Source organism: Hymenobacter sp. BT559, assembly GCF_017571525.1.
Lineage (GTDB): Bacteria > Bacteroidota > Bacteroidia > Cytophagales > Hymenobacteraceae > Hymenobacter > Hymenobacter ginsengisoli.
This window is the reverse complement of record NZ_JAGETY010000017.1, coordinates 52086-75658: the sequence shown is the minus strand read 5'-3', so window position 1 is coordinate 75658 and position 23573 is coordinate 52086. Positions and strand designations below refer to the sequence as shown.

Annotated in this window: 20 protein-coding genes; 9 read left to right on the top strand and 11 right to left on the bottom strand. The window is 59.1% G+C overall.

The features are described from left to right. The first annotated feature begins 7 nt into the window (after positions 1-7). Positions 8-709: a hypothetical protein gene (locus J4D99_RS19310; protein WP_208133384.1), complete on the top strand. Its 702-nt coding sequence runs from the start codon at positions 8-10 to the stop codon at positions 707-709. 234 nt (positions 710-943) lie between these two features. On the opposite strand, the gene J4D99_RS19305 is transcribed toward J4D99_RS19310, so the two are convergent. The 6 genes from J4D99_RS19305 to J4D99_RS19280 all read right to left on the bottom strand — a co-directional run bounded on the left by J4D99_RS19305 (position 944) and on the right by J4D99_RS19280 (position 6921). Continuing rightward, positions 944-1210, bottom strand: a complete 267-nt coding sequence (locus J4D99_RS19305; protein ID WP_208133383.1) for a hypothetical protein — start codon at positions 1208-1210, stop codon at positions 944-946. A 92-nt stretch (positions 1211-1302) separates the two neighbouring features. Further along, entirely contained in the window at positions 1303-2682 is a 1380-nt protein-coding gene (locus tag J4D99_RS19300) for a Fic/DOC family protein (protein ID WP_208133382.1), read from the bottom strand. Continuing rightward, positions 2682-2954 (bottom strand): antitoxin VbhA family protein, encoded by a 273-nt coding sequence (locus tag J4D99_RS19295; RefSeq protein WP_208133381.1) that lies wholly within the window; start codon positions 2952-2954, stop codon positions 2682-2684. The genes J4D99_RS19300 and J4D99_RS19295 overlap by 1 nt, the downstream gene beginning before the upstream one ends. 79 nt (positions 2955-3033) lie before the next feature. Further along, complete coding sequence (locus J4D99_RS19290) at positions 3034-5286, bottom strand: type IV secretory system conjugative DNA transfer family protein (protein ID WP_208133380.1); 2253 nt, start codon at positions 5284-5286, stop codon at positions 3034-3036. A 37-nt stretch (positions 5287-5323) separates the two neighbouring features. Next, a complete protein-coding gene (locus J4D99_RS19285) occupies positions 5324-6355 on the bottom strand; it encodes a DUF5712 family protein (RefSeq protein ID WP_208133379.1) in 1032 nt (343 codons plus the stop codon). A 50-nt stretch (positions 6356-6405) separates the two neighbouring features. Next, on the bottom strand, positions 6406-6921 hold the full coding sequence (locus tag J4D99_RS19280) for a BfmA/BtgA family mobilization protein (RefSeq protein ID WP_208133378.1): 516 nt from the start codon (positions 6919-6921) through the stop codon (positions 6406-6408). Positions 6922-7813: 892 nt separating this feature from the next. Here J4D99_RS19280 and J4D99_RS19275 point away from each other — a divergent pair. From J4D99_RS19275 to J4D99_RS19250, 6 genes are all read left to right on the top strand, one after another. Further along, entirely contained in the window at positions 7814-8581 is a 768-nt protein-coding gene (locus J4D99_RS19275; protein WP_208133377.1) for a ParA family protein, read from the top strand. Next, positions 8581-9024 (top strand): hypothetical protein, encoded by a 444-nt coding sequence (locus J4D99_RS19270; RefSeq protein WP_208133376.1) that lies wholly within the window; start codon positions 8581-8583, stop codon positions 9022-9024. Before J4D99_RS19275 ends, J4D99_RS19270 begins: the two co-directional genes overlap by 1 nt. 870 nt (positions 9025-9894) lie before the next feature. Beyond that, positions 9895-10839, top strand: a complete 945-nt coding sequence (locus J4D99_RS19265; RefSeq protein WP_208133375.1) for a replication initiation protein — start codon at positions 9895-9897, stop codon at positions 10837-10839. Between the two features lie 54 nt (positions 10840-10893). Continuing rightward, the gene (locus J4D99_RS19260; protein ID WP_208133374.1) at positions 10894-11265 is read left to right on the top strand and encodes a hypothetical protein; all 372 of its coding nucleotides are present in this window, start codon (positions 10894-10896) and stop codon (positions 11263-11265) included. A 116-nt stretch (positions 11266-11381) separates the two neighbouring features. Continuing rightward, a complete protein-coding gene (locus J4D99_RS19255) occupies positions 11382-11795 on the top strand; it encodes a hypothetical protein (protein ID WP_208133373.1) in 414 nt (137 codons plus the stop codon). Positions 11796-12251: 456 nt separating this feature from the next. Next, the gene (locus tag J4D99_RS19250; RefSeq protein ID WP_208133372.1) at positions 12252-12716 is read left to right on the top strand and encodes a hypothetical protein; all 465 of its coding nucleotides are present in this window, start codon (positions 12252-12254) and stop codon (positions 12714-12716) included. Between the two features lie 448 nt (positions 12717-13164). Here the strand turns inward: J4D99_RS19250 and J4D99_RS19245 are convergent, their stop codons facing one another. The 5 genes from J4D99_RS19245 to J4D99_RS19225 all read right to left on the bottom strand — a co-directional run bounded on the left by J4D99_RS19245 (position 13165) and on the right by J4D99_RS19225 (position 20135). After that, positions 13165-14259, bottom strand: a complete 1095-nt coding sequence (locus J4D99_RS19245) for a DUF3500 domain-containing protein (protein WP_208133371.1) — start codon at positions 14257-14259, stop codon at positions 13165-13167. Positions 14260-14530: 271 nt separating this feature from the next. Beyond that, positions 14531-15220 (bottom strand): MlaE family ABC transporter permease, encoded by a 690-nt coding sequence (locus J4D99_RS19240; protein WP_208133370.1) that lies wholly within the window; start codon positions 15218-15220, stop codon positions 14531-14533. Between the two features lie 144 nt (positions 15221-15364). Next, positions 15365-16546: a glycosyltransferase family 4 protein gene (locus J4D99_RS19235; RefSeq protein ID WP_208133369.1), complete on the bottom strand. Its 1182-nt coding sequence runs from the start codon at positions 16544-16546 to the stop codon at positions 15365-15367. Positions 16547-16827: 281 nt separating this feature from the next. Then, on the bottom strand, positions 16828-19176 hold the full coding sequence (locus J4D99_RS19230; RefSeq protein WP_208133368.1) for an efflux RND transporter permease subunit: 2349 nt from the start codon (positions 19174-19176) through the stop codon (positions 16828-16830). Positions 19177-19529: 353 nt separating this feature from the next. Continuing rightward, complete coding sequence (locus J4D99_RS19225) at positions 19530-20135, bottom strand: potassium channel family protein (protein WP_208133367.1); 606 nt, start codon at positions 20133-20135, stop codon at positions 19530-19532. 1208 nt (positions 20136-21343) lie between these two features. Here J4D99_RS19225 and J4D99_RS19220 point away from each other — a divergent pair. Further along, positions 21344-22576 (top strand): zinc dependent phospholipase C family protein, encoded by a 1233-nt coding sequence (locus J4D99_RS19220; protein WP_208133366.1) that lies wholly within the window; start codon positions 21344-21346, stop codon positions 22574-22576. A 269-nt stretch (positions 22577-22845) separates the two neighbouring features. Beyond that, entirely contained in the window at positions 22846-23565 is a 720-nt protein-coding gene (locus J4D99_RS19215; RefSeq protein ID WP_208133365.1) for a tetratricopeptide repeat protein, read from the top strand. Positions 23566-23573 lie beyond the last annotated feature (8 nt).

The following is a 23573-nucleotide window of genomic DNA, read 5'->3' as shown; positions in this document are numbered from 1 at the left end:
TACTTCTATGTCTGACAAGTCTACTTCTTCGCTGGATATCTTAAAGCGAGAGTTGAACCGGCTCGTAAGTTTCACGGACACCATTGGCACGGCCAAGGCCAGCGTTCTAGAGTCGCAGCAGGCAGCCGAAGCAGCTATCCAAGCAGCTGAAGCGGTTCACGAGCAACAAAAAGCCCTGCTGGTAGACCTCAGACGGGAGCACCAGAAAAGCATCGATGGGCAAAGCGAATTGCTACGTACAAACTCACGGCAGTGGGAAGAAGCCCTAAAAAAGCAGCTGGCGGTGGCACTTCAGGAATATGGCAAACAGACTGCCGAACTTGAAAAGGTAGCTGAAATGCTGCGCAAGGATGGCCAAAAGCAAGGAGACGTGCTCACGGGTGTAGGCGACCGGTTACAGGTGATTACAGCGAGCTTAACTGCCTTTCGGGATGCTATGAATGCAGCCCGATTTTCAGATCGGTTAGAATCTATTGGTACGCAGCAAGATGTGTTACACCACACAGCGCAGACTAGCCAAGAAGTACTGCTCAACTACTTCGCTACCATTGAACAGGCCATGTTACGGCAGCAAGAGAGCGTGGATGGCCAATTACAAGCTTTGCAGCATCAACTGCGTGAAGTCGGCACCCGAAGCCTAGTGCTGCAGGGCATTATTGCAGCTGGGGTGATTACGCTTGTTGTATTACATTTCATCAAAGCTGTTTGATGAATGAAATACTATCGAATAAGTAGATAGCGGATTTACCAAAATTTGGCCAACTTAACATTGCCTCTGACCTTTATCCTTGGTCGAGATATGGGCGTAAAGGGCGACGATTATCATGCCCCGAATGTACTCCAATAAGGGTCAGCAAAATACGCCTGAAAAATGTGCCTCTACGAGCTGGAAACGCCATCTTAAAAACCATCCAATAAAGGCCCATTTCCGGCATTTTCCCTTCTAGACCCGACTTTTTCCCGCTCGGGTAACCGCTGCCAGTATCGTGTCTCGCCCGACCCGTTCTGCTTCTCTTGGGTAAGACTTGAGATAATGGTCCGTCAGGTATTCCGCGAGCTGCCCAGGCTCCATTGCATCAGCATCGACCCGCGACACACCTACGCCAAACATCACATTCTCGACCAGCGAGCCTTGAAAGATAAAAACTAACGGGTCGGCGTGGGCATCTTCTAAAAAGACGCTAATAAGAAAGCGAGTGCTTGATTCCATATGCGCCAAAGGTAATATACTGTTTAAGCGTGGGCAAGGTCCCAACGCTTGCTAAGAGAGCCGGCTTACGCTTGGGCTCCGTTTTACAAAGTTTATCGCTCTAGCTCCCCCGAACCACGTTTTGCGGATGGAGCCGTTCTGGCATCTTGTTCCACTCCCCGGTGTACTTTTTCCAACACCTCCACCGCCCCTTTCAGCTTAGTTAACTCCGTACTGCCGCTTATGCCCGGCATCTGCGCGGCTAAGTCGAGGGCCTTGCCCACGTTCTCCCGGTTTAGTCCACCCAAGTAGGGGTTGCGTTCCACATGCGCTACTACTGCCTGTAACCGGGTCGCGGCTAACACTTGATTGCGTTCACGCAGCCCCAGAGCTATCTGTGCAGCCGCCACTTTGAAAGCAGTCTGTGCTTCCTCTCGGGTAAGCGGCACTGCGCCAGGGCTGCGCTGTTCTCCTACAGCAGTACCCCTGTCCATGGCAATTTCACTTACTTGCTCGGCAGCCGCACGCAACCGCTTAGCATCCAGCTGGTCCTGCCGGGCATCGGGTCCCTGCAATGCTGGATGCTTGACAACCGTCTCTGCCGCCTGCTTAAACTGCGCCAGGTGGGTCTGAACAGCCGCGGGGTTCAGATTGGTTGCCTCCACCCCCTTCCCTACTGCGACGCCCTTCTCGTAATTACCAGCTCCGGGCATGTTGGCCACGATGTCCATCACCCGGTAGCCCGTCACCTCTAGCTCGCGCCGGGCATCCATAGCCTTCATTTGCGGGGATAAGGCAGCCAGTGGCCGCGCCTGACTGGGGTCGCGTAGCCTCTCGGCTTCAAGTCCCGGCGCCGGGCTAATCACCTGCTCAAACATGGCCTTCAACGCCTGCAGATTCTTCTCTGCTTCCTGGGGCGCGTGCGGACGTACCATCGCCAGGTCGCGGGCCCGGTTCAGCGTAGCCGGGTCGATGCGGGCGAAGTCCACCTGGTAACCGGCTTCCTTGCCCAGCTGCACAAACGTGGCCTGCAGCGTGCGCCCGTTGCCGTCCCGAAAGGCGTGGGTATGGTTGTACTGGTCGAGGTAGTAGGCCGCACGCTCGGCAAACTTCTCCTTCGACAGCCCCTTGAGGTTATTCTCCTTGCCCAGGTGCTCGCCGATGGCATTCAGGCGAGACTCAATCTCCTGGTAGGGCGCGTAGGTCATCGTCTCCTTGAAGCCGGTGACGTAGGTAGGCTTGTGCCCCTGAAACTCCCGGTCGGCCCGGGTTTCGCCGGCCCATTGGTAGACGCCCTCAAACAGCTTCTGGTGCACCTCCTTGAGATGGGCATGGTCGTAGCGCCCGCCGGGAATACCGCCCTGCACATTGAGCCGCTGCAGGCGCAGCAGCGAGGAGTCGGTTTCGGCCAGGGCCAGCTGCTGAGGGTCGGTAATGCCCAGCTTGTTTAACCGCACGCCGTTCTCGTCGCTGAATCGGTCGCCCCTTACCATCAGCGCGCGGGGTTAATCTCGGTAGTAGCGGAACTGGCACCCGGCCGGTAGCGGGCCAGCAGCATGACATCGGTCAGCTCAATGGCCTCCTCGATGCTTATCTCCCCGTCTACGTGCCGCTGCATGATGGCTAGGGCCTCCGGGCTGGGCGCGGGGCCATTGCTCATCAGGATGGCGATGGAGTTGTTAGCGTGCCGCTCCCGCTCCTGGCGGGCGGTCAGCTGCTCAGGCGTTAGACCGTCCGGGGCGGGGGTGAAAAAGCTCTTCATCATGGGTCTAGGGATGTGGATGACGGGTACTTACTTAACAGCAAAAAGGGCCTAAACGTCGCTTTTTTCAGGGTTTTTGAGGCTAATCCACCTCATTCTTTGTACCTCCTGCTAAGGTGTTTACATGCAGGGCCAGGGTTTCTTTTACCTGCTGACTGACCCGCCGGTAGTTCTCCTGCACCACCGTCGACAACGCGGCGGCGCTGTCCTCTTCGCTCGTCCCAAACGTAGCCACTGGGTGCAGCGGAAACCGCTCCGGGGTCGCATCAGTCCGGGAGATGACGCCCTGAAAGAAGGTTTGCTTCGTTTCCACGGTCTGCCCGATAAACTCGCCCTGCTGCAGGCCGATGGCGTCCTGCACCCGCACCAGGTTGCGCTCCTGGTAGCTGGTGCTCAGGTTGGAGCTGTGGCTGCCGTGGCTGCCGGCCCCACCCTGGCTTTTGCCGGTGCTGGTGCTGTGCATCTCCTTATCCTCCCGGCCCACGAGCTCGGAGATGAACTTGGCCGTGTCGAGCGAGTTGACCTTGCCGAAAAACTGGTTGTTGAGGTTGGAGACCATAACCTTCATCTTCTCAGGGCCATAGGCATCGGTCATTTGCGCCAAGTCCTGGGTCATGTAAATGGTGGCCACCTTGTTGCTGCGGGCCGTAGCCGGCAGCAGCTCCAGCCCCGGCACGTACACCGTGGCCGCTTCGTCGAGGAACACGTAGCTGCGGTGCTTGTGCTGCTGGTTCATAAGCTTGATGGCCACCGTGATGATGCAGCTCACCACGGGCGAGAAGGTTTCCTTGAGCGTGGGGTCATTGCCGATGCAGAGCAGCGCGGGCTGCTTGGGGTCATTCAGGTTGAGCGAGAACCCCTCCCCTGCCTGCTCGTCGGGCGTAAGCACCCACACGATTTCCGGGGAGTTGATGCGGTTAAGAATCACCTGCAGCGTTCCCACGACGGCGGCCACCTGCTTCTCGGCCCGCTGCTCGACGGCCGTGATAATGCTGCGCACCATGCCGGCGCACTCCGGGTCGGTTTCCAGCATGGAGAGCACGTGCTTGAAGTCCTTGTGCACGGCCGTGGCCACCACGTGGGGAATAGTGCAGTAGCGGGGAAAGTGCTTTTTGTAAAACCAGATGATGCCCGTCAGGTAAGCCACCGCGCTGATGTCGAAGAACTCCATCTTTCGGATGCTGGCCGGGTTGAGGTTGTTGATGATGGCCCTAGAGTATTCCTCGGCAAAGGCCACCACCGGCATGTCCTCGGCCCGTAGCGGGTTCACCCGCTCGCTGCGGGTCAGGTCGCGGAAGTTGATGACGTGCAGCATCACTGCCGGCTCGGGCTCCCCGTTGGGCAGCAGCCGCGGCGGGCTCTGCCGGCGCCCGGCCAGCTCCAGGGCCTTCTGCGCCGTCTCGGCCAGCACCGGAAACTTAAAGTCGTAGATGAGCCCGGCAAAGTTCTTGGCCGCCAGCTGCTCGATGACCGGCTCCCCGATGGAGTAGGTCTTGCCCGCCCCGGCGCCCCCGAGCACCAGCACGCCGCGGTAGGGATTGGGTACGTTCACCCAACCACCCCCTTCCGTGGGCAGGTTGAACCCGTCCGGGGTTTCCACTTTCCGGCGCTCCACGCTCAGCCCGAAGTCCGGGCTTTTGGTCAGGGCCCGCAGCAGTCCGACCACCAGGCCGCTGGCTAGCGCCAGCGTCGCCGCAGTGGGATAGCCGGCACGGATAAAGCCGGGCGGATACGAAGCCATAGTCAGCAGCACGTAAGCACTGAGCAGAAACAGCCCCGCGCAGCTGGCCACCACGATGCGCACGGCCTCGGGCCGCAAGGGCTTGCGCCGCGCCTGTCCGGGCTTGCGCTCGGGTGCGGGCAACCCGAAGACCAACCCGAGGGCCAGCAGCAGTAACAGCCCCCGCAAGTAGTTACCGGCCGCCTCATAGAATCGTCCGGCCCTGACCAGCAGCTTGTCTTTGAACCCCTGCCCGACGCTAGCCACGCTCCGGGCGGCGGCCCCTCCCCTGCTCACCACCTGGTCGCCGGCCTGGCCGGTAGCTGTGGCCAGCTCAGCGGCTGACTTACCTACGACCGGTACCGCCTGCTGCAGTCGCTTACGCTGGGCTTCGGCCCGCTCCTTGTTAACCACCAGCAGCCGGGCTGCTAGTCGCTGCGCCGGGGTCAGGACTGGGCCAGCTTGCTCCTGGCGCTGGGCGGCACGGGCCGCGGCCAGCTCGGCCGAGTGCTGCAGCACATACCATTCGCCAGCCAGCAAACCCAGGAGCAGCAGCCCCAGAAGCAGGAGGATGTTTTGGGTGTTAGCCGTAGGTCGGGGCGCTTGACTACTCATAAGAAAACGGAAAATGGTGATAGTGGACTGGCCGGGCTTACATCTCGATGTCCAGCTCGGCGCTGCGGCGTCCGGTCTTTTCGGCCACCTGCTCGGTGCGCTCCTCGCGCCCTTGGCTGCGGTGCACCAGGTGCTGCACCGCTTGCAGGGCCGTGGCCGCCTGCCCTGGTGCAGCGGGGGCCTGCTCCCTGCCGGTCGTCAGCAGCTGCACGGCGTTGTCGATGGGGCGGCCGTCGCGAGCCCGCTCTTCCACCCGATTCAGCATCCGGTAAAACGTCTTGTCAAACTGCCGGGCCACGGCAATGCCCTGCACCTGCTCGGCCGCCAGCCGCTGCGGGTGGGGTACCAGCAGGTTGATGCGAGCCACCCGCTCGGCAATCATCGCCAGCCGCCCGGCGTCGTGGGTGGTATCCCGCGTCCGAGCCGCCGTGGGTCGCAGCTTTTCGTGGTCCTGGGCCACATAGCCAAACTGCTGCTCAAACTGCCGGCCGGCCGCCGTCTGCCAGCGCATCAAATCAAACCGCTGCCGACGTCCGCCGGGGTTGAGGGTAATCTGCTGCTGCGCGTCGCGGGCACTCACGATGACGTGCACGTGGGCCTGCTGGCCCGCCCGCTTTTGCCCGGCCTTGGCAGTGCCCGCCACTACTTCGGGGTCGGTGCCGCGGTGGGTACGGTCCTGGTGCAGGATGGCGCCCCACTTGATGTCTTGTCTGCTTAGCTGCCGGCCGCCGGGCAATACGAAGTTCTGCGCGTACTGGCTCATCACCTCCCGGGTGTAGGCTTTGAGCTTATCAGGGTCGCTGCCGATGTGGGCCAGCTCCTGCTCGCTCGGGCTCAATACCAGGGAGTAGAATTTAGACTCCGTGGCCCGCAGTCCCTTCACGTTGGTGTCAATGGTTTGCAGCAGCTGCGTGGCACTCACCTCGTCAGATTCGGCGCTGAAAAAGGTGGCTTCCTGCCCCTCCCCTACCGCCTCGTGCTGCAGGTAATTGAGCGTTTGCGCGCAGCTGCCCGTGTTGGTATAGGCGGCTTTGCCGTGCGTTTTGGGGTTAATAAGCTTGGCGTACATCTGGGGTCAGGTGCTGGTATTTCGGCGGCGTTATGGTTGCTTTCTTCTCCCTACTGCCCCTGCCCTACCGGGCTTTCCGCAGGCTTGGTGCGCTTGCTCGGCCCGTTCATTTGGGCCGCATCCAAGGCTTCCTTAACCTGCTTATCCACCGCTTCCTCGTTGCGCTGCCGCAGTACTTTCAACGCTTCCTGCTGCCGCTGCAGCTGCGCCGGGCTGAGCGTTTCCAGCTGCGCGTTGAGGTTGTTGACCAGGATTTCATTCAGGCGCAGCACCCGCTCCACCGTGAGGCGGGTGCGCAGCATCTCTTCCAGCATGGCCGTGAGCAGCGTTCGCTCCTGCTCCTGCAGGAACCCAAATACCCGGTCACCCAGCTTCTTTATCTGCTGCATGATGAGCTGGCCCTCGCGGGCTTCCGTCTCGCGGGGGTCCAGGCCCCGGGTCGCAAAGTATTCCACGGCCGCGCTGGCGTATACCCCCAGACTGGCCCCCACTTCAGCCGCGGCCGCTTCGGCTTTCCGGTGGGCGATGTTATCCAGGGTGACCCGCTTGCGTAGCTCGGTGCTCATCGTATTTTTCAGATTTAGCAGCCTTGCGGGCCACATTCTTTGCTTTAAGTCAGATACTTAGCCTTACATGGCCCATAAATCAGCTCTGCTGATTTACAAAAAACTCAATCACAGTGCGTTAGCACTGGATTTGAGTTGTTCTTCTTGCTGAGACTATTCTAAGATTAGTAAAAAGTTAGTCAGAAGCTAGTACGCAACTTTGCATCTCCGTGTTAGCAGCTGGTGCTTTTTCCTTAACCGTCCAGCTCATTCACGCTCGGCTAGCTTGCGGATCGGGCAATTGCTTGTGGTTTCGGTCGCTGGTCAAGCGTCATGATTTAGCGTCAGGCTGGGGCTTCGTTGCCTTCCAGATCCCTCCTTAGCGTCAACTAGCCAGATTTTCAATTCATGGTCTGCTTTCTCTAGTTCTGCAATCCTGTATTTCTGTTGCTGCTCATAAACTGGCTGCATAGCATCCCAATCATAGCGTCACTACTTTTCTATTTTCTGTAGTTCTGCTTTTCTGCAGCTCTGTGAGCATGCTAGCTACCCAGGAGGAAATGTAGCCTTCTGCTTTTATACAATTCTGCTTTCCTGTATTTCTGTTGTCATAAAAAAGTAGCGTACATTGGTACGGGTTGCAGGTTTACCCTTCTGCAGCTATACAGTTCTGCAAAACACTTCTTCTGTTAATCTGCCTTTCTGTTTTTTTATTTTTCTGTTATTCTGTTTTTTTTGTATTTATGATTAGCAACAGATTGACAGAAGTATGATTCTGATTTCTTGTGTAAAAACATTTCTGCTTTTCCGCAAAAGTGGTGTTCTGTTTTTCTACTTTTCTATTACTTTTGGCTCACCGTCCAACTGGTCGTCGTGACCGGCCTCCACGCTCGCCCTCAACCCCGCACCAACTATGTCCAAGGTTATCAGCTTTGCCACCCAAAAGGGGGGCTCCGGTAAATCCACCCTGGCCCTCGTGCTCGCCGCCCCGCTGGCGACCGAGTACGGCCTGCGCATCGCCGTCCTGGACTGCGACTACCAGCAGAGCATTGTCAAGACCCGCGAGCAGGTGGACGCGGCCAACTTCGCCCGGCTGCGCGAAACCAACCCTGATGCCCAGTACCCCTATGACGTCTACCCCTGGCAGCTGAACCGGATTTTCGACTTCATCGACAACCCCGAGCATAACTACGACCTGATTATTATCGACGTGCCGGGCCGGGCCGATGGCGATGACGTGTTCAACGCCCTGACGGCCTGCGACGCGGTGATTGTGCCCCTGGTGTCGGATTACCTGGACCGGGCCTCCACGGCCGAGTTCATGACTATCCTGGAAGCCATCAAGAAAGCCGCCGACGACGCCCAGATTGACTTTCAGTACTACGGCCTGCCCACCAAGCGCGTGGCGGGGCAGCGGGAGGAAAAGGAGATGGACGACTACATCGACGGGCTGGGCCTCTCGCGCTTCAACTCCTACCTGGGTCACCGCAAGGCCTACACCCGGGCCTCCACGCTTTACAGCCTGCTAAATCCGGCCTGGGCGCGCTACGCCGGCGGCACCAAGGACACCAGCGACGAAATCCGCCGGGTCTGCGAGGAGCTCATCGAGCGCCTGGGCCTGCCCGACCGCCGCGCTACGGCCGTCGCTTCTGTATCCACCGCTTCAACCTCCACGAAATAATGGGCTTCGAGAAACCACAAATCACCCCGCGCCGTCGCATTGAAGTGCCCGAAGAAGCCCGCCAGCAGGCCCGGGCGGGGATGGGAGGGGAGGCCACCCGAACGGCTACCGCGCCGCCCGCCCCGGTAGAACCCATCGCGGCGCCGGTAGCCATTCCTGCAGCGGCTGTTTCAGCCCCGGTGCCTGTTCCTGCTGCCGCACCCGTACGAGCCTCCACCCGGGGCCGGAAACCGGCGGCAGCAGCTGAGCCCGTGCTGGAGGCCGAAGTGCCGCTGCACACGGTGCAAATCGCTAAATCCGTGGTGCAGGAGATTAAGATGAGCCTGCTGCTGGCCAGCCCCGGCCCGGAAACGCCCACCACCATCAAGAACTACCTGGAAGCTGCTCACCGACACTACGACGCGCACCTGCGCAAAACCGGTAAGCTGCCGCCCGCTAAGTAGGGGTGCTTCGCAGCAGAAACAACCAAACAGCCCCTTCGGGGGCTGTTTTGGCTATGGGGCGGTGGGGTAGGGGAGGGGCCATCAGTCAACTTCTCCATCTCTCACATTTTATAAGCTCTCGCCTAAAGCTTCGCATGAGGGCAGGGTGGCAGACGTACCGTCGCAGGTTGCTTAATCTTCCCTGACTTCGCGCAAAGGCCTCGTGAAGCGTTCTGGAAAGGCAAAATCGTGGGTTTACTGTAGGTAGCGAACCGGGGTTTCACTTATAAAACGTGCTAGTTCGCTACTGCAGGGACCCGAAAGGCTTATAAAAAGTGGTAATTCACTGTTAGTTAATAATTAGTAAAAAGTTAGTAAGACCTGTTGGCCTTCTGAAAATAACCGAAATGGCTTATAAAAAGTGGTCCAGGAGCTGCGTAGGCTGGGGGCCTGATTGAAACTGGAGCTACTTATGAAACGTGGTTTTAAATGGGTATTGTTTATATTTAACTTGTAAAAGTGCAATCCCTGTACGCGTTAGGTCAATCTGCTCTTTTTGTTGTTTTCTTGTTTGTTCTGGCCTTTGGTTTGGACCACCACCCTAAAAAGCTCTTCGGCAGAGGTATCAACAACCTTTGTGAATTTATTTGTTAATCCTTGTCTATTTGTAGGGTTCGTAAGTCACTGATATTCAGTAGTATATAAAGGTATAAAACCACTTTTTATAAGCGAAAAACCACTTTTTATACCTTTTAATACCACGTTTTATAAGTGAACTACCACGTTTTATAAGCCTGAGCACCACGTTTTATAAGCCAACTACCACGCCCAATTAGCACCGTGGTTTTTATATCGGCTACTTGCTTACATTTGCGACCTAACCCCCTCGCAATGGAGTCAGTAGATACTTCCGTAGCCGTGGTGACGGCCGTGCCCGTCGTCCGCCAGCACAACGCCATCACGCAGGCCCGCTACGACTACACCGCCTGCCAGCTGGACATCTTCTTTTACCTGCTGTCCCGGCTGCGCCGGGATGACACCCCGGACCAGGAGTACACCATCTACGTCAAGGACGTGGAAGCCCTGACGGGGCGGCAGTGGAACTATCAGCAGCTGCGCGAGGCGACGGCCGACATGGGCTCGCGCATGTTCGAGGTGGAAAACGAGCGGACCTACCAGCAGCTGTGGATGTTTCAGCGGGTAGAGTACATCAAAGGCAAAGGCTGCCTGCAGATTCAGCTGGCCGCGCCCATCCGGCCCTTTCTGTTCAACCTCAAGGAAAACTTCACCTCCTACCAGCTGCACTCGGCCCTGAAGCTGAGCAGCAAGTACGCCAAGCGCATTTACCAGCTCGTCAGCCAGTGGAAGGACAAGGCCACTACGCGCACCTACCCACTCGACGAGTTCAAGCAGATGCTGCACCTGAAGGACCCCAAGGGCAGGGAGCCGGAGCTGTTTCAAAACATCAGCCAGCTCAAAGCCCGGGTATTGGACATTGCCGTGCGCCAGGTCAGCGAGCACACCGACCTCAAGGTTGACTACCAGCTGGTGAAGAAGGGGAGGGCCTATGATGCGGTGCGCTTCACCATTGCCCGCCAGCAGCCCCAGCAGCTGCCCATTCCTTTTGAGCAGCCCGCCGAGGATGCCCGGGCTACTGCGGCCCGCCAGCACCTGGAAACGCTGGGCATCACCCAGCCCCAGCTGGTGGCTACCATCCTGGGCGACCCCAAGCACCTGGACCAACTCTTCAAGTTCACCTATCAGCTGAAAACCGACAAGGTTAAGGCCACGAAGAACCCAGGAGGACTGTTCCTGAAAATCTGTGGCCTGCGCTAGCCCCTCGGCAGTAAGAATAACAGCTGTCTGTAATGCGCAATATAAGGAGCGAAATTGCGTATAATTGCTCCTTATATTGCGCTTTATGCCGAAAGACTCCGTCGTCTTACTTCCCCGCCTGCAGCCGTTGCTGACACAAACCGGCGAGCATATCCGCCTGCGGCGCGCGTAGCGGGCGCCGTTATCAGCCGCAACACCCTGCACACCATCGAACAGGTGAGTGCCACGGTGAGCATGGGCGGCTACCTGCAGGTGCTGTTCGTGCAGGGGCTGGAAAAAACCATGCTGGAGCTGGCGGCCGACGATATACTGGGCCGCCAACTGCAGGACGCACACCACGGGCGTTCAGGTGGCCGACTTTGCCAAATCGGTATTGGCCCGGTTGACGGCCGGCGTGGTACTTTTCCGGTTTTACACACTAAATAATCGGCTTTTTTATTTATCATTAGCGTCGATGCAACGATTTACGCTAAATAGCTATCATTTCGTTATCTATCAAGCTTTTGTAGCCAACTACCCCTTTTTACCACTTCGTGCCTGCTATGAAAGCTGTTTCACTACCCGCCCTAGCCACCGCGAGTTGGCTGACCATCAGCAGTGGGTGCCAGAAAGGCGGCGATGCGTCCCCTGCCTCGGACTTAACAAGCGGACGGCTGGTCAAAGTAGAAACCACCCTTGATGGGACTGGGCAAAACCCGCGCCCGCGCTGGCGCATTGACGTGGCCCCGCTGTCTCTTGCGGGCTACCAGGGCACACTTTACCAGCAGGTGAAAACGTTCTCGCTGCCCGCTACCGCCGATTATCAGGTGGGCCAGACTATCACGTTTCAGTATCAGCTCGTGCCTTACGCGCAGCAAACGCCGTGGAAAACCGGGTACGAATGGAACGCGGTCCCCGCGATGCCGCCCGGGGCTACGGCATTGCCTGAAATCACGCTTATTGATACATATAAGTGATTAGTTAACAGGCTACTACTTGAGGTTATACGGGTATTTTGCACTTGCAAAAAGGAAGGTATAAACCCCCTCTTGAAACCAATGCGGGGTTAAAGTTCTGGAAATGAGGGCCAAGAATGGTGTTTTAAGGGGGTAGCTGTGTTTTTGCGTAGGCACCTACCTGCTACTACAACGAATACGCAAAACATTGGCTCCTAATTTCGTTGCTGCGCTTACACGTATTCCGCTCCCCATGAAAACCTCCTTACTTTGACTTTTTCCGCGCTGCTAACCACGCCCCCCCTCGCGCAACATACCGAAGTACCAGGTCGAATACAGCTCGGCTTATTCCGCTTCGCCGGCGACGGCACACAGCGTGCGACTACGATAAATAAGGATTTTTCTGAGCAGGCCTCTCCGGCGGCCTATGCCTCTAATCCGTATGGCCCTAGTTAGGGGACGGGCGTGGGAGCCAGTGTGCGGGCACAATACGTGGGGGCGAGGGACTGGCTCGCGACTCTGGACCTGGGGTATGACTACGCGCGCAGCCGGGCGGCGGTGACGCGCTTTGATTTCCCGCCTCCCCACTACGCCGGGCCCTTGACGGTTGCGGCCACGGGCGCGGCGCACTTGCGAATGACGCAGCTGGCGGGCTTCGGGCAGCGGCTGGGCCACGGAAGGGTGCAAGTCGATGCCCTGGCCGGCCCGGAGCTAGCCGTGCTGCTGGCCGCCCGCGAAATGGGGGAGGACACCCACGACGACACGTTTATCACCACCAGCCCCGCCTGGACCATCAACACGCCTTACTCGTTGGCCCACCAACTGGACTGGCGCGTGCGGGCAGATGTGACGGGGTGGTACCACCGATGGGGCCTCTCGGCGAGCTACGCGTGGGAGCTGACCGACCTGCGGAATGTGCTGGCCGACGTACCCGATTACTAAGTGAACGGGGCCGTTCACTCGCGCACCCTCCGTTTCGGCTTAGCTTACCGTCTTTAGTAGCGTTCCGTCGCACGGCGACCCTAGTTAAAAGTCTAGCTCAAAGGAGTGGCCTCAGACTGATAACGTGTTGCAAACGGTCGTGGCTGTTGCAGAACGCTGCGGATAGCTCGGAAGCAGGCCGCATCGCTAATAATAGACTTAAATGAGCTTAGTTAAGGTGGGTTGCTAGCTTATCTTGGCCGCCTGAGGCGTCAGTGGATAGCTAGTTCAGAGTTTTGCAACAGCCACCCGCGTTCTCGGACAAGCTTCGGCTACGCCTGCGTCGCCACGCTGAGCGCCTCCAAGTGCTGCTCATGGTGCCTTCCCCATGCTGTCAACACCTCAGTTACGCCCTTAGTTCTTCTGGTAGGGCGCTGGGATGACCCTTCACCCTCAGCGACCCGGCCGCCTAGCGCCCGCCGTAGTCGGTGCTACGGTCGCGCCAGACCGAGTGCGGGTGCACGGTGCCCGGAAAATCGCGGCTGGGCTGGCCCGAGTACTCCAGCCACAAGCTGGGCCCATCGAGGCGCACGTAGTCGTGGGCATGGCTCATGGTGCCACCGCCTACAAAAGCCAGGTAAGTGGCAGGCAGCTCGGCGGCGTAGCGAGCCAGGATGGGGGCGGCGGTGACCGCATCTAGGTCGCCGACGTAGCGCTGGATGGCTTGCAGGGCTAATTGCTGCTGCGCGGCGCTCAGCTCGCTGAGCCGCACGCCCTGCCGGGTAGTGGGGAACTGCCCATCCTGCCCGGGTCCCAGCAGCACGTCGTTAAAGGAGGTGGTGAGCCGGGCTTTGGCCCGCTCGGCGGTACTCAGGCTGCCCAGCAAGGCAGCCAGGGCGGCGCGCTCCTGCTCTAGCGGCTGGTAGATGTGGCCGTGGTCGGTAACGGGCGTCATCGGCTCGGCACCCCGGAAGTCAGGCGTTACGCCCGCAGTCTTACCGCCCTGGTACGTATTGGCAAAAGCAAAGTGATGCCCCCCGTACTGGAGCTCCCAGCGACCCGTCAGACTCGGCGTGCCCAGCAGGGCCAGATAATAGTTGCCCGCCCCAAAGGTTTGGGTCTGGTTAGTAGCCGTGCCCAGGTAGTTATCGGCGACCAGGTTACCCTCCAGCTCATCGTAGCCCTCGTTTGGTACGCCGGGCACCAGCACACTGGCCAGCAAGGCCTTGGCTGCGGCTAGCTGCGGCGCCGTAAGTGACCCCAAGGCAATGCCGACTCGCTGGGGCCGCGAAAATTGCTGCGGAAAGTTTGACCAGCAGGCAGCTTCGGTCTTGGAGTACGACCGCTGCAGCTCCGCCAGCTGACTAGGGCTCAAGGTGGCTTTAAAAGCCTCCGCTAGGCATACGACGCGCGCCAACCCTTGCGCCTTGGCGCAACCAGGAGCCGCTATTGGTTGGGTACTGATGATAGCTGTATTAGTCAGCCTGGGCGTTTGGTGCTGCCAGGCCAGCAGAGCTGGCAGGGCTAGTAGGACAAAGCATCCTAAGCGGTAAGAGTAGCGCATGTGAAAGTCTAGTAGGTTGGCCGGGCTGTTGAAGTTGGCCCTAGCGGCAGCGAATAAAAATACCGGTTCCTCTTTGATGCCTCCTGCGTTACTCGACTAATTCCAACTAATTGCCGCTGAAGCCCTTGAAGTTGTCGCAGCACTGCTAGGGTAGATAGCTGAACGTCGGCTGCTGGTATGGTTCCGAATCAGTTAGCGTTACTTCTTATTCTTGCTTGAACGAACGCCGATTAGTCAGTACCTAGTGGTGCTCCTCGGTAGGCTATGACCTTTATAATAGCAGGGCAGCCATCAGATAGTCGGCCAGCAACACGGCAATAATGGAATTTGTGACGGCCGCCGTACCGGCCAGGCCCACTTCCAGCGCGCCGCCGCGCATCGTGTACCCTTTATAGGCGGCAATACTAGCGATTAAAAACGCGAAGACGATGGACTTGATAAGCGCAAACAGCACTGTATAAGGCACAAAGTCGTAGCGAATTCCCGTGATGTAGTCGTTGCTGGCCATTAGCCCCGCGGCCTGACTGGCGGTATATCCTCCCAGAATGCCCACACTCATGGCCAGGATGACGAGCAAGGGAAATACAAACAAGGCAGCCAGCACGCGGGGTAGCACTAGGTAAGAAGCCGAATTAATGCCCATGACGTCCATCGCCGAAATCTGCTCGGTAATCCGCATCGTGCCGAGGCCCCCGGCGATGGAGGAGCCGACCTTGCCGGCGAGCACAATGCTGGTAATAGTGGGAGCCATTTCCAGAATCATCATCTCGCGCACCATGTAGCCGACCATACTGACCGGCACGAGCGGATTGACCATGTTATAGGCAATCTGGACGCAGGTGACGGCCCCGATAAAGAAGGCCACCAACCCGACAATAAAAACGGAGTCCGTCCCAATACTAACGGCTTCTTCCAGCGTGCGGTGCCAGAGCACCGGCCCCCGCTCCGGCTGCCTGAGCATCGCCTGCAGAAAGAGCCAGAAGCGGCCAAAGGCGGCTACTGGCCGGGGAAACTTAAACTTGACCACTCACTACGGGCTACACTAGCGCTACTTACTTCTTCGAATACAAGCCCCCTCTACCTGGCGCCGGCTGGGTTACCACACTTAGGCCAACTGCGAATGCCAGGACGGGAGCTCTCGGGCCGCTTCCGGGGTGGGCTGCTGGCTCCGGTCGGAAGAAACCCAGAGGGTTGCGCCGGTATAGGCCAGGTGGGCCACTGCTTCCGCATAGACTGCTTGCTGCTGGTCCAGGATAGCTTCCCAGGTCTGAGTTTGGGCGAAAACCAGGGCATGCGCGGCCATGCGCCGGCGCTGGGTTTTGTCGGCCACCAGCTCGCGCAGGTTGCTGGCCAGGCTATGGGCGCAGTGCGGTGTGAATTTGAGGCCCGTCACCCGGTGCTCGACTAAATCGGCTGAGCCGCCCGCATCGGCCACCAGGCAGGTTAGGCCCGAGGCCATCGCCTCCAGCGTCACGTTGCCAAAGGTTTCGGTAGCAGACGGAAACACGAGCGCATCGCTGGAGGCGTAGGCAGTGGCTAAGTCGTCACCCGTCTGATAACCCAGAAAGTGTGCCTGAGGCAGCTGCGACTGCAGAGTGGCGCGGGCCGGGCCGTCGCCCACAAAAACGAACGTTACATCGGGTCGGCGGGCCAGCAGGTCGGGCAGCACCTGGGCTAGCAGTGCCAGGTCTTTTTCCCACACCAGCCGCCCCACGTACAGTAGGATGCAGCTGTCCGCCCCAAAGGGCTTACGCCACGCCGCCGAGCGAAAGCGCGGCTGAAAAGCTGTTGTATCCACGCCGTGCGGCAGCACCCGCGTTCGCGCAATTCCATCGGCCGTGAGCATGGTCTGGGTGGCGCACGAGGGGGCGAGCGTCAGGGTGCACGCGTTATATACCCGGCGGTTGAGCCAGCGGATGCCGGGGGCCAGCCAGCGCGCGCCGTGGTAGCTGGCGTAGCTAATAAAGTCGGTGTGGTAGGTCGCTACGCACGGAATGCCCAGTTGCCGGGCCAGCCGCGCCGCCGCCCACCCGAGCCAGAACGGGGCATGGATGTGCAGAATATCCGGCTGAAAAGCGATGAGCCTGGCGCGCAGGGCCTGCGTCCAGCCCAGGCTCATGCGGTAGGGGGCGTACCCTGGCACGGGAATGCTGAAGGTGCTGAGCTGCTGCTCGGGCAAGTGCGGGTCGGGCACCGCGGTAATCCAGCAGAGGGTATTACCCAACTCCCGCTGATAGGCGGCAGCCCGATTTACGACCCGCGAAACGCCGTCCTGGCCGGGCAGCATACATTCAGAGAAATAGGCGATGCGCATGAACGGTGACCGGCTTGCTAATGAGGGAATAAAGACAACCTCCCCAGCGCTCAGCTACTGCGCGGCCTGGGAATTAAGCAATAGATACTGTTGAGCTTATATCCCCCTACGCCCTTGCTACATTTATTTTAGCTAGTTGCGAAAAAATAGCGAATCAGCAGGTTAGTAGTCAGTTGCCTAGGGGCGTCAGGTCCGTGCCGCCAAATTTTGCGGCGCAGCTACTGGCTATTCTGTGTTGTCTAGCTATTCGCCACTCACTGTAGGAGAGGTAAGCCACTTGCTACGGGCTCCCGCTGGCGGGCTGGCGCAAACGTTAGCAGCAGGCAGGGCAGCAGCACCAGGTTCGAAAAGTTGGTCAGTAGTAGGGACGCGCCCATCAGGATGCCCAACGCCTGGGTGCCGCCGAAGTCGCTGAAAATAAAAACCCCGAAGCCCAGCAGCAGGATAATGCTGGTAAAGAGCATGCTGGTGCCCGCCTCGCGCAGGGTAGTGGCAATAGCGGCCCGGGCCCACCCGCCGTTAAGAACCAGCTCCTGGCGGTATTTGGCCAGCAGGTGAATGGAGTTGTCGCCATCAATGCCCAGCGCAATGCTGAAGATGAGGGCAGTGCTCGGCTTGAGCGGAATGCCTAGGTACCCCATCAACCCGCCCGTGAGCAGCAGCGTGACCAGATTCGGCACTAAAGCAAAGAAAACGGTCGGGAAGCTGCGAAAGAGTAGGTAGACCACGAGCCCCACCAGGAGAAAGGCCAGCAGCAGACTATCCTTGAGCGTATGAATGAGGTAGGCCGTGCCCTTCGTGAAAATGAGCGTCGTTCCCGTCAGGTGAGCCTTCAGGCTGGAGCCGGCAAACAGGATTCGAGCCCGGGAGTCAATCTGCTGAAGCAGGCTAGCTAACCGAGTGGAGCCTATGTCCGCCATGCGCAGTGAAAGCCGGGCGCGCTGCCCGGTGGAGTCTACCAGGGTCGGCAGACCAAAGGCAGCCCGGCCACCCGCCCGCTGCGAGCGCGTCAGATACCGCTGCATAAAAACGACTTCTGTCGCATCGGGCAAGCGGTACGAACCGGGCGCGTTGTTGTAAAACGCCCGAGTCGCGGTTTTGAGCCCGGTCACTACGCTAAGCGAGGGCGTGAGGCCCGGTAGGGTAGCCAGATACTGCTCGAACTGGTCGATGCGCGCCAGATTCGGCAGCTGCTGGACGCCCCGCTTGTGGCCGGTATCCACCACAATTTCCAGGGGCATCACGCCACTGAATTGCTGCTGAAAGAAGCGCAGGTCCGCCCGGACCGGACTACCCAGGGGAATGTCATCCACCATGGTCGCGACCGAATTAACGCGCGTCAGGCCCAGCGCCGCAAGCACGAGTAAGCCGGCGGTGAGCGCATACACCCCGGGGCGGTGCTGCAAAACGACCCGCTCCAGCAGAGCCAGCAGCCGCACGAGCGGGCGGGCTTCGAGGCGCCGCACCTGCCTAGTGGTGGGCGGGGGTAGATGGGTAAAAAGGATGGGTATCAGAATAAACGATACCAAAAAGGCCCCGAAAATATTGAGCGTAGCCACCAGCCCAAACTGGAAAAGCACGGCAATGTCGGTGAAGCAGAACACGAAAAACCCGATGGCCGTGGTCGTATTATTGAGCAGCGTCACGACCCCGATTTTGCGCATCACCCGCAGCATGGCCAGAACTTGGTTGCCGGATTTGCGGTAGTCGTAATAGTAGCGGGCCAGCAGGTACGTACAGTTGGGCAGGCAAATCACGACCATAATCGTCGGCAGCAGCCCCGTGAGCAAAGTAATCTTATAGCCCAGCAGCACCAGCGAGCCGACGGTCCACACCACAACGACCAGCACGACCAGTAGCGGAATGACCACGGCCGCCCAGGACCGAAAAAACATGTAGAGCGTGAGGGCCATGATAAGCACGGAAAGCACCAGGAAGAACCGCATCTCGCTGGTGACCTTAGCCGTAACGACCGCCTGGATATAGGGTAGGCCGGCGAAATGCAGGTGGATACCGGTTTGGTGCTCAAACTGGTCGGCCCGGCCCGTAATCTGCCGGAGCACGGCTTGCAGCCGCGCCGAATTGACGTAGGCCGGGTCGAGGGTCAGGGCCAATAAGGTGGCGCCCGTGCGTGGGTTGAGTACCTGCCCTTGGTAGAGCGGCTCCTGCCGCACCAGGGCCAGCAGGCTGTCGAGGCGGGCTTGCGTAGCTGGCAAGGGTTCAAACAGCGGGCGGGCTGTGAATCGCTCCTGCACCGAATCTTTCTGGATAGCCGGCAGCGTGGGCAGGGCTAGTACCCGCGTGACGCCGGGCACCAGGGTTAGGCCTTGGCTAAAGCGTTGAAGCGCTCGAAAGCCCGCTAGCTGGTACACCCGGGAGTCGGCTAGCCCCACCACGAGCACGTTACCGTCTTGGCCAAACATCTGCTGGAACTGCTGAAAGTAGAGCAGGTCAGGGTCCGTGGGGCTGACTACGTTGGTTAAGTTGTACGTAATCTCAGCCTTGCGGGCGTGCCAACCGAAGATGCCAGTGAGCAGCAGCAGCAAGCTCACCAATAACCGCCGTTGTCGTAGAATGCTAAAGGCGAGGGTTTTGGCCGGCATAAACAGCTTCGTCTGAGAAAACGGCCCCGGGCATAAAGAAGCCCGGGGCCAGGCTCACGGTGGTGGCCGTGAGGCCCGTCGTTTGCCAGTAGTGGCCATGCCACAACTCGCGGTGTTGCGGGTAAGAGTCAGGAAGTAGCCGTTACCCCCATGCGCCCCTCAGAATTTAGGTTATTTTTACCCCAGATGGCAGCCAGGACAACTAATACCTGCGGGCGGCTGGGAAAAGGTGTGGCTAGCAGCACTGGGCTGGGCCGGTGAGCGCAGCCGCAAAAACTGCCATTTAGGGAATTGAATCCAGCGATGGCTAACCTACTAATTTAGGCAGCGAGCTGGGAGTCTCAGGAAGTAGACTAGGGACGGTGTTTTGCTTTGGAGCTGTGCTGGCTGACCAACCGGGCAAGCAAAATGGCGAGGTAGAGCTGTCCCATGACGCCTTCCAGGTTGGCCAGGCTGCGGGCCAGTGGATGCACGGGCAGAATATCTCCGTAGCCGGTGGAAGTGAGAGTAGTGAGGCTGAAATACACCAGCTCGCCGGTTTGCAAGGAAACGTTGGTTCCATCAGTGAATGCGCCGGGGAAGGCCCAGTTAATGGCGTCGAAGGCCCCCACGAACAGCAGGGCCAAGTTCAGGTAAACCACCACGGCTCCCAGCAGTTGATGGCGACTAATCCGCTTGGCCCGGAACACCACCCGGGCTACGGCCACGGTGATGCCCAAGGTAGTCCCCGTGTGCAGCAAAATGCCCAAGCGGGGGTCCGGACCCGCATACAGCATCCACAAGATAGGAACCAGGCAGACCAGAATGAGCACCCGTGCCCGGCTGTGCAAGGGCAGCGCGAAGAAAGAAATGAGCAGCAGCAGTAGCTGCAGACCATCCATCATCGCAAAGTTCAGCATGTGGGCACTGAGTAGGGGGCCCGCCACAAACAGCACCAACACTTGCCCCACAAGTAACATACTTAGGGCAGGCTCGCGAACCTGGTTTTGCCAGCGCTCAAGGTTTCCAGAAAGCTTGGTAGTAGTGGGTGAATTCATAAATTTTCGTATGCGCGCAGGGCCTACCCTAATTAAATGCGGGCGGATTGGTCCGTGAAAGCGGAGGTGGAACAGGGCAACGGACACTAGCGATTAAGAACCAATAATCCAAGAATGTCTGTGCCAGAAAACACTGCGCCAAAGTTGAAAAATAGTCCCCGAGAACCTTGCAGGCCTACGCCATAACTCACGGCCAGGTTAGCGCGGGTGGGCTTGTTGATGTTTAGGTGCAAGCCCACGCCGGCCGCCGGAGCCATCGTGTCGAACCGCTAGCTGCGGGACTCCGAGGCACTTTGGGCATTCACGCAAACGACCCTGCCCAGCAGACCATTGCGGGTGATGCCGTCGCGGTATTCGGCTTCCGTGTAGAGGAAGCCTTGGCCCCGGAAGCGCCCCTGAATGAAGTACCGGCCGGTGTTATTATACGTGTCCTACCCCGTGCCGGGCAAGTTGAGGCAAGGGGCTTGCCCACTAAAAACGCCGCCGTCGTAGGACCACTAGGCCAGCGACGCCGCCACGCTCGACATATCGGCCCCGAGCCGCCGAAAGGTGGTGCTGCTCGCTACCAGCGCCATGCGTCCAGTGGCCAAGGAACAATTGACGGCGGGCAGCAGCCTCTTATACCGATGACCGGGTGCTATAGTAGCTGCAGCTAGTAAAGAAGCTGCGCCGAGCCCAAAGAGCTATCTAAATTCTCTTCGATTCATTTCCGAATTAATCGCCATCGCTAGGGGAAGAAAAAAGGGTGAAATTGTAGAGAACTGCCAATGCGTATCGGATAAAACTCGACATGAGGCCGCCTGCGGGCCGGAATTAAAGGGAAGAAATGCGAAGCGGCCGTTACCTCCACATGCTTCCTTTAAAATTTAGCTTTTTTTAGTGCTAGTTGAATTTTCAGCTTTCCGGCAATTGGCTGCCCTGCTCAGCAGGCTCCGGCTAGTCGTTCAGGCAAACCGGGCCCGCTAGCCTGCTGAATAAAATAAGGCCCCGCGTGGGGGTAAGGGCTGGGTTAGGCATCTGGAAGGTGGCAGAGGCGCTGATTTAATTTTTCAGTATCCGTTCCGACTGCTGCCCCACTGATTTCTCCTGGCGCCGCGGGGTTTGCTCACGTGGGCCCCGGCTAATGGCCTATGCGTATAGTATTGCTTTCGTACTTGCTGCTGTTCGGGCATTCGGCGGCCGCTTTCTCGGCGCTCACCCATCAGGCAGTCGTAGACTCGTGCTGGACCCGAAACCTGGTGCCGGTGCTGGAAAGACACTACGCCGGTGCTACCCCGGCTCAGCTGCGCGAGGCCCGCAGTTACGCCTACGGCGGGGCCCTGCTCCAAGACCTGGGCTACTACCCGGGCAATGGCGCGCTGTTTTCAGACCTGACCCACTACGTGCGTACCGGCGACTTCGTGCGGGCCTTGCTTGAAGAAGCCCGTGACCGCAACGAGCTAGCCTTTGCGCTCGGGGCCCTAGCCCACTACGCGGCCGATGGCGTGGGCCACCCGGTAGGTACCAACGCCGTGACCGACTTAGTATTTCCGGAACTGTACCCCCGGCTTGGTACCCCGATTACCTATGCCCAGGCACCGCATCAACACGCCCAGGTCGAGTTTGCCTTCGACGTGGCGCAGGTACAGGCAGGCTACTATCGGTCAGAAGACTTTCACGAAGCTATCGGGCTGCGGGTGAGCCGGTCGGTGCTGGAACGCGCCTTCCAGCGTACCTACGAGCTGCGGCTGGGCCAGGTACTGCCGCACGTGGGACCCGGGCTGGCTGCTTTTCGGTTTGTCTCGGCCGAGCTGTTGCCGGCGGCCGTGCGCGCCAGCGAGTACGTACCGGCGGGTCAGTTGCGCCAGTTGCCGGCTCCCGAGCGCCAGCGCTACTACGAGCGCATCAATACCGGGCATTTTCGCCGGCGCAGGGGCCCCCGCCCCGACCACCTGAGCCTGGGCATGCACGTGCTCGTATGGCTACGGCCTGCCCTGCCCCGCCTCGGGGTAGCGCCGCTGCTAGCCTTCCGCCCGCTGCCGCCGGCTGCCTTTGCTACTATGCAGGCCAGCTTCGGCGAAGCGCTGGTGCGCTACCAGGCCATGCTGGCCCACCTGGCCACCCCGCTGCCTAACCTGAACCTGGATACTGGCCAGCCGACGCGGGCCGGGGTCTATGCGCTGGCCGACCGTACGTACGCCGGGTGGGTGCAGCGGCTGGCCCGCACGCGGCACCTCGAGCTAGCCACCGCTGTGCAAGAGAATCTCCGGCTTTTTTATACCGCTGGGCCGCCGCCTGGTCAGGACAAGCCAGTAGTGCCTAGCCGGCAAACGCGTCTGGCGTTGGCTCAACTAATCGCGTGGCCATTGGAAAGACCAAACTAAGGTGGCAATGTCGCTCAATTAGTGATTTGATAATGAATAAATTATTATAAAAGTCGGCATCTTTTTTACTGAAAATCGGCTGAGCGTAGGGGTGGAGCCAGTTTCGCGCATCTACCTATTAAATGGGCGAATTGCTAGTCCAGCGGCGGTAACCACTCCCAGTGGAGTAGGAGAGAGTCAGCGCTTGTCAATAGCCTACTAAGCTGCTTTCCTGATGCTCCAAAAATCAAGCTAACTGATACGTCACTTTTTCAAACGTCGGCTTTTGCATGCACCTCGTTCGCGCAAGTTTTGTCGTCAGTCTACTGCTGGGAAACGTGCCCCTGGGGTGTTGGGCCCAGGGCCAGCCGGCGGTATTTGCCACCAGCTACGCCGCCGAGGCCAGGGCAGACTACGCTGAGGCGATTGCCGCGCTGCAAGCCGGGTACACCGGTACCTATGAACAAAATGTCCGGCTTGGCTGGCTGTTTCTCTTAGCGAAAGACTACCCCTCCTCGATAGCCCATTATCAGCGAGCCGTTAGGCAGCGGCCCGCCGCCCTGGAAGCCCGCTTTGGGTTGCTCAAGCCGCTCAGCGCGCTAGGGCAGGTGGAGGAGATGTTTCGAGTATACGCCGCTATTCTTCACCTGGACCCGCAGAATACGCAGGCCAACTACTGGACCGGCGTGCTTTACCTGAACCGCCAGGCCTTTGGCGCGGCGGCCCGCCACTTCGAGCGCGTAGTCAGTCTCTATCCCTTCGACTACGATGCCAACCTGGCGCTGGCGCAGACTTATCTCCACCTGCATAAGCCACTGGTAGCGAAGGCCCTTTTTAACCAGGTGCTGCTCATCCGGCCGGGCGATGCGGCTGCCATCGAAGGTCTGCGCCAGCTGGATGCGCCTCTAAACCCTAGCCGGCCCGCTTTGCCGCTAGCCTATACTACCCCGGCAACGCCAAAGCATTTTTTGCTTGCTAATTCCTTGTTTATCAATTTCTGTACCCGATAATAATTTGC

Bases quoted from the DNA above. Each gene is read 5' to 3' on its own strand.
- J4D99_RS19240 (WP_208133370.1), bottom strand. From the start codon at position 15,220: ATGCTCAGGCAGCCGGAGCGGGGGCCGGTGCTCTGGCACCGCACGCTG.
- J4D99_RS19215 (WP_208133365.1), top strand. From the start codon at position 22,846: ATGCACCTCGTTCGCGCAAGTTTTGTCGTCAGTCTACTGCTGGGAAAC.
- J4D99_RS19235 (WP_208133369.1), bottom strand. From the start codon at position 16,546: ATGCTGCCCGGCCAGGACGGCGTTTCGCGGGTCGTAAATCGGGCTGCC.
- J4D99_RS19300 (WP_208133382.1), bottom strand. From the start codon at position 2,682: ATGGTAAGGGGCGACCGATTCAGCGACGAGAACGGCGTGCGGTTAAAC.
- J4D99_RS19265 (WP_208133375.1), top strand. From the start codon at position 9,895: ATGGAGTCAGTAGATACTTCCGTAGCCGTGGTGACGGCCGTGCCCGTC.
- J4D99_RS19225 (WP_208133367.1), bottom strand. From the start codon at position 20,135: ATGTTACTTGTGGGGCAAGTGTTGGTGCTGTTTGTGGCGGGCCCCCTA.
- J4D99_RS19290 (WP_208133380.1), bottom strand. From the start codon at position 5,286: ATGAGTAGTCAAGCGCCCCGACCTACGGCTAACACCCAAAACATCCTC.
- J4D99_RS19275 (WP_208133377.1), top strand. From the start codon at position 7,814: ATGTCCAAGGTTATCAGCTTTGCCACCCAAAAGGGGGGCTCCGGTAAA.
- J4D99_RS19285 (WP_208133379.1), bottom strand. From the start codon at position 6,355: ATGTACGCCAAGCTTATTAACCCCAAAACGCACGGCAAAGCCGCCTAT.
- J4D99_RS19230 (WP_208133368.1), bottom strand. From the start codon at position 19,176: ATGCCGGCCAAAACCCTCGCCTTTAGCATTCTACGACAACGGCGGTTA.
- J4D99_RS19280 (WP_208133378.1), bottom strand. From the start codon at position 6,921: ATGAGCACCGAGCTACGCAAGCGGGTCACCCTGGATAACATCGCCCAC.
- J4D99_RS19305 (WP_208133383.1), bottom strand. From the start codon at position 1,210: ATGGAATCAAGCACTCGCTTTCTTATTAGCGTCTTTTTAGAAGATGCC.
- J4D99_RS19270 (WP_208133376.1), top strand. From the start codon at position 8,581: ATGGGCTTCGAGAAACCACAAATCACCCCGCGCCGTCGCATTGAAGTG.
- J4D99_RS19295 (WP_208133381.1), bottom strand. From the start codon at position 2,954: ATGATGAAGAGCTTTTTCACCCCCGCCCCGGACGGTCTAACGCCTGAG.
- J4D99_RS19310 (WP_208133384.1), top strand. From the start codon at position 8: ATGTCTGACAAGTCTACTTCTTCGCTGGATATCTTAAAGCGAGAGTTG.
- J4D99_RS19220 (WP_208133366.1), top strand. From the start codon at position 21,344: ATGCGTATAGTATTGCTTTCGTACTTGCTGCTGTTCGGGCATTCGGCG.
- J4D99_RS19245 (WP_208133371.1), bottom strand. From the start codon at position 14,259: ATGCGCTACTCTTACCGCTTAGGATGCTTTGTCCTACTAGCCCTGCCA.
- J4D99_RS19255 (WP_208133373.1), top strand. From the start codon at position 11,382: ATGAAAGCTGTTTCACTACCCGCCCTAGCCACCGCGAGTTGGCTGACC.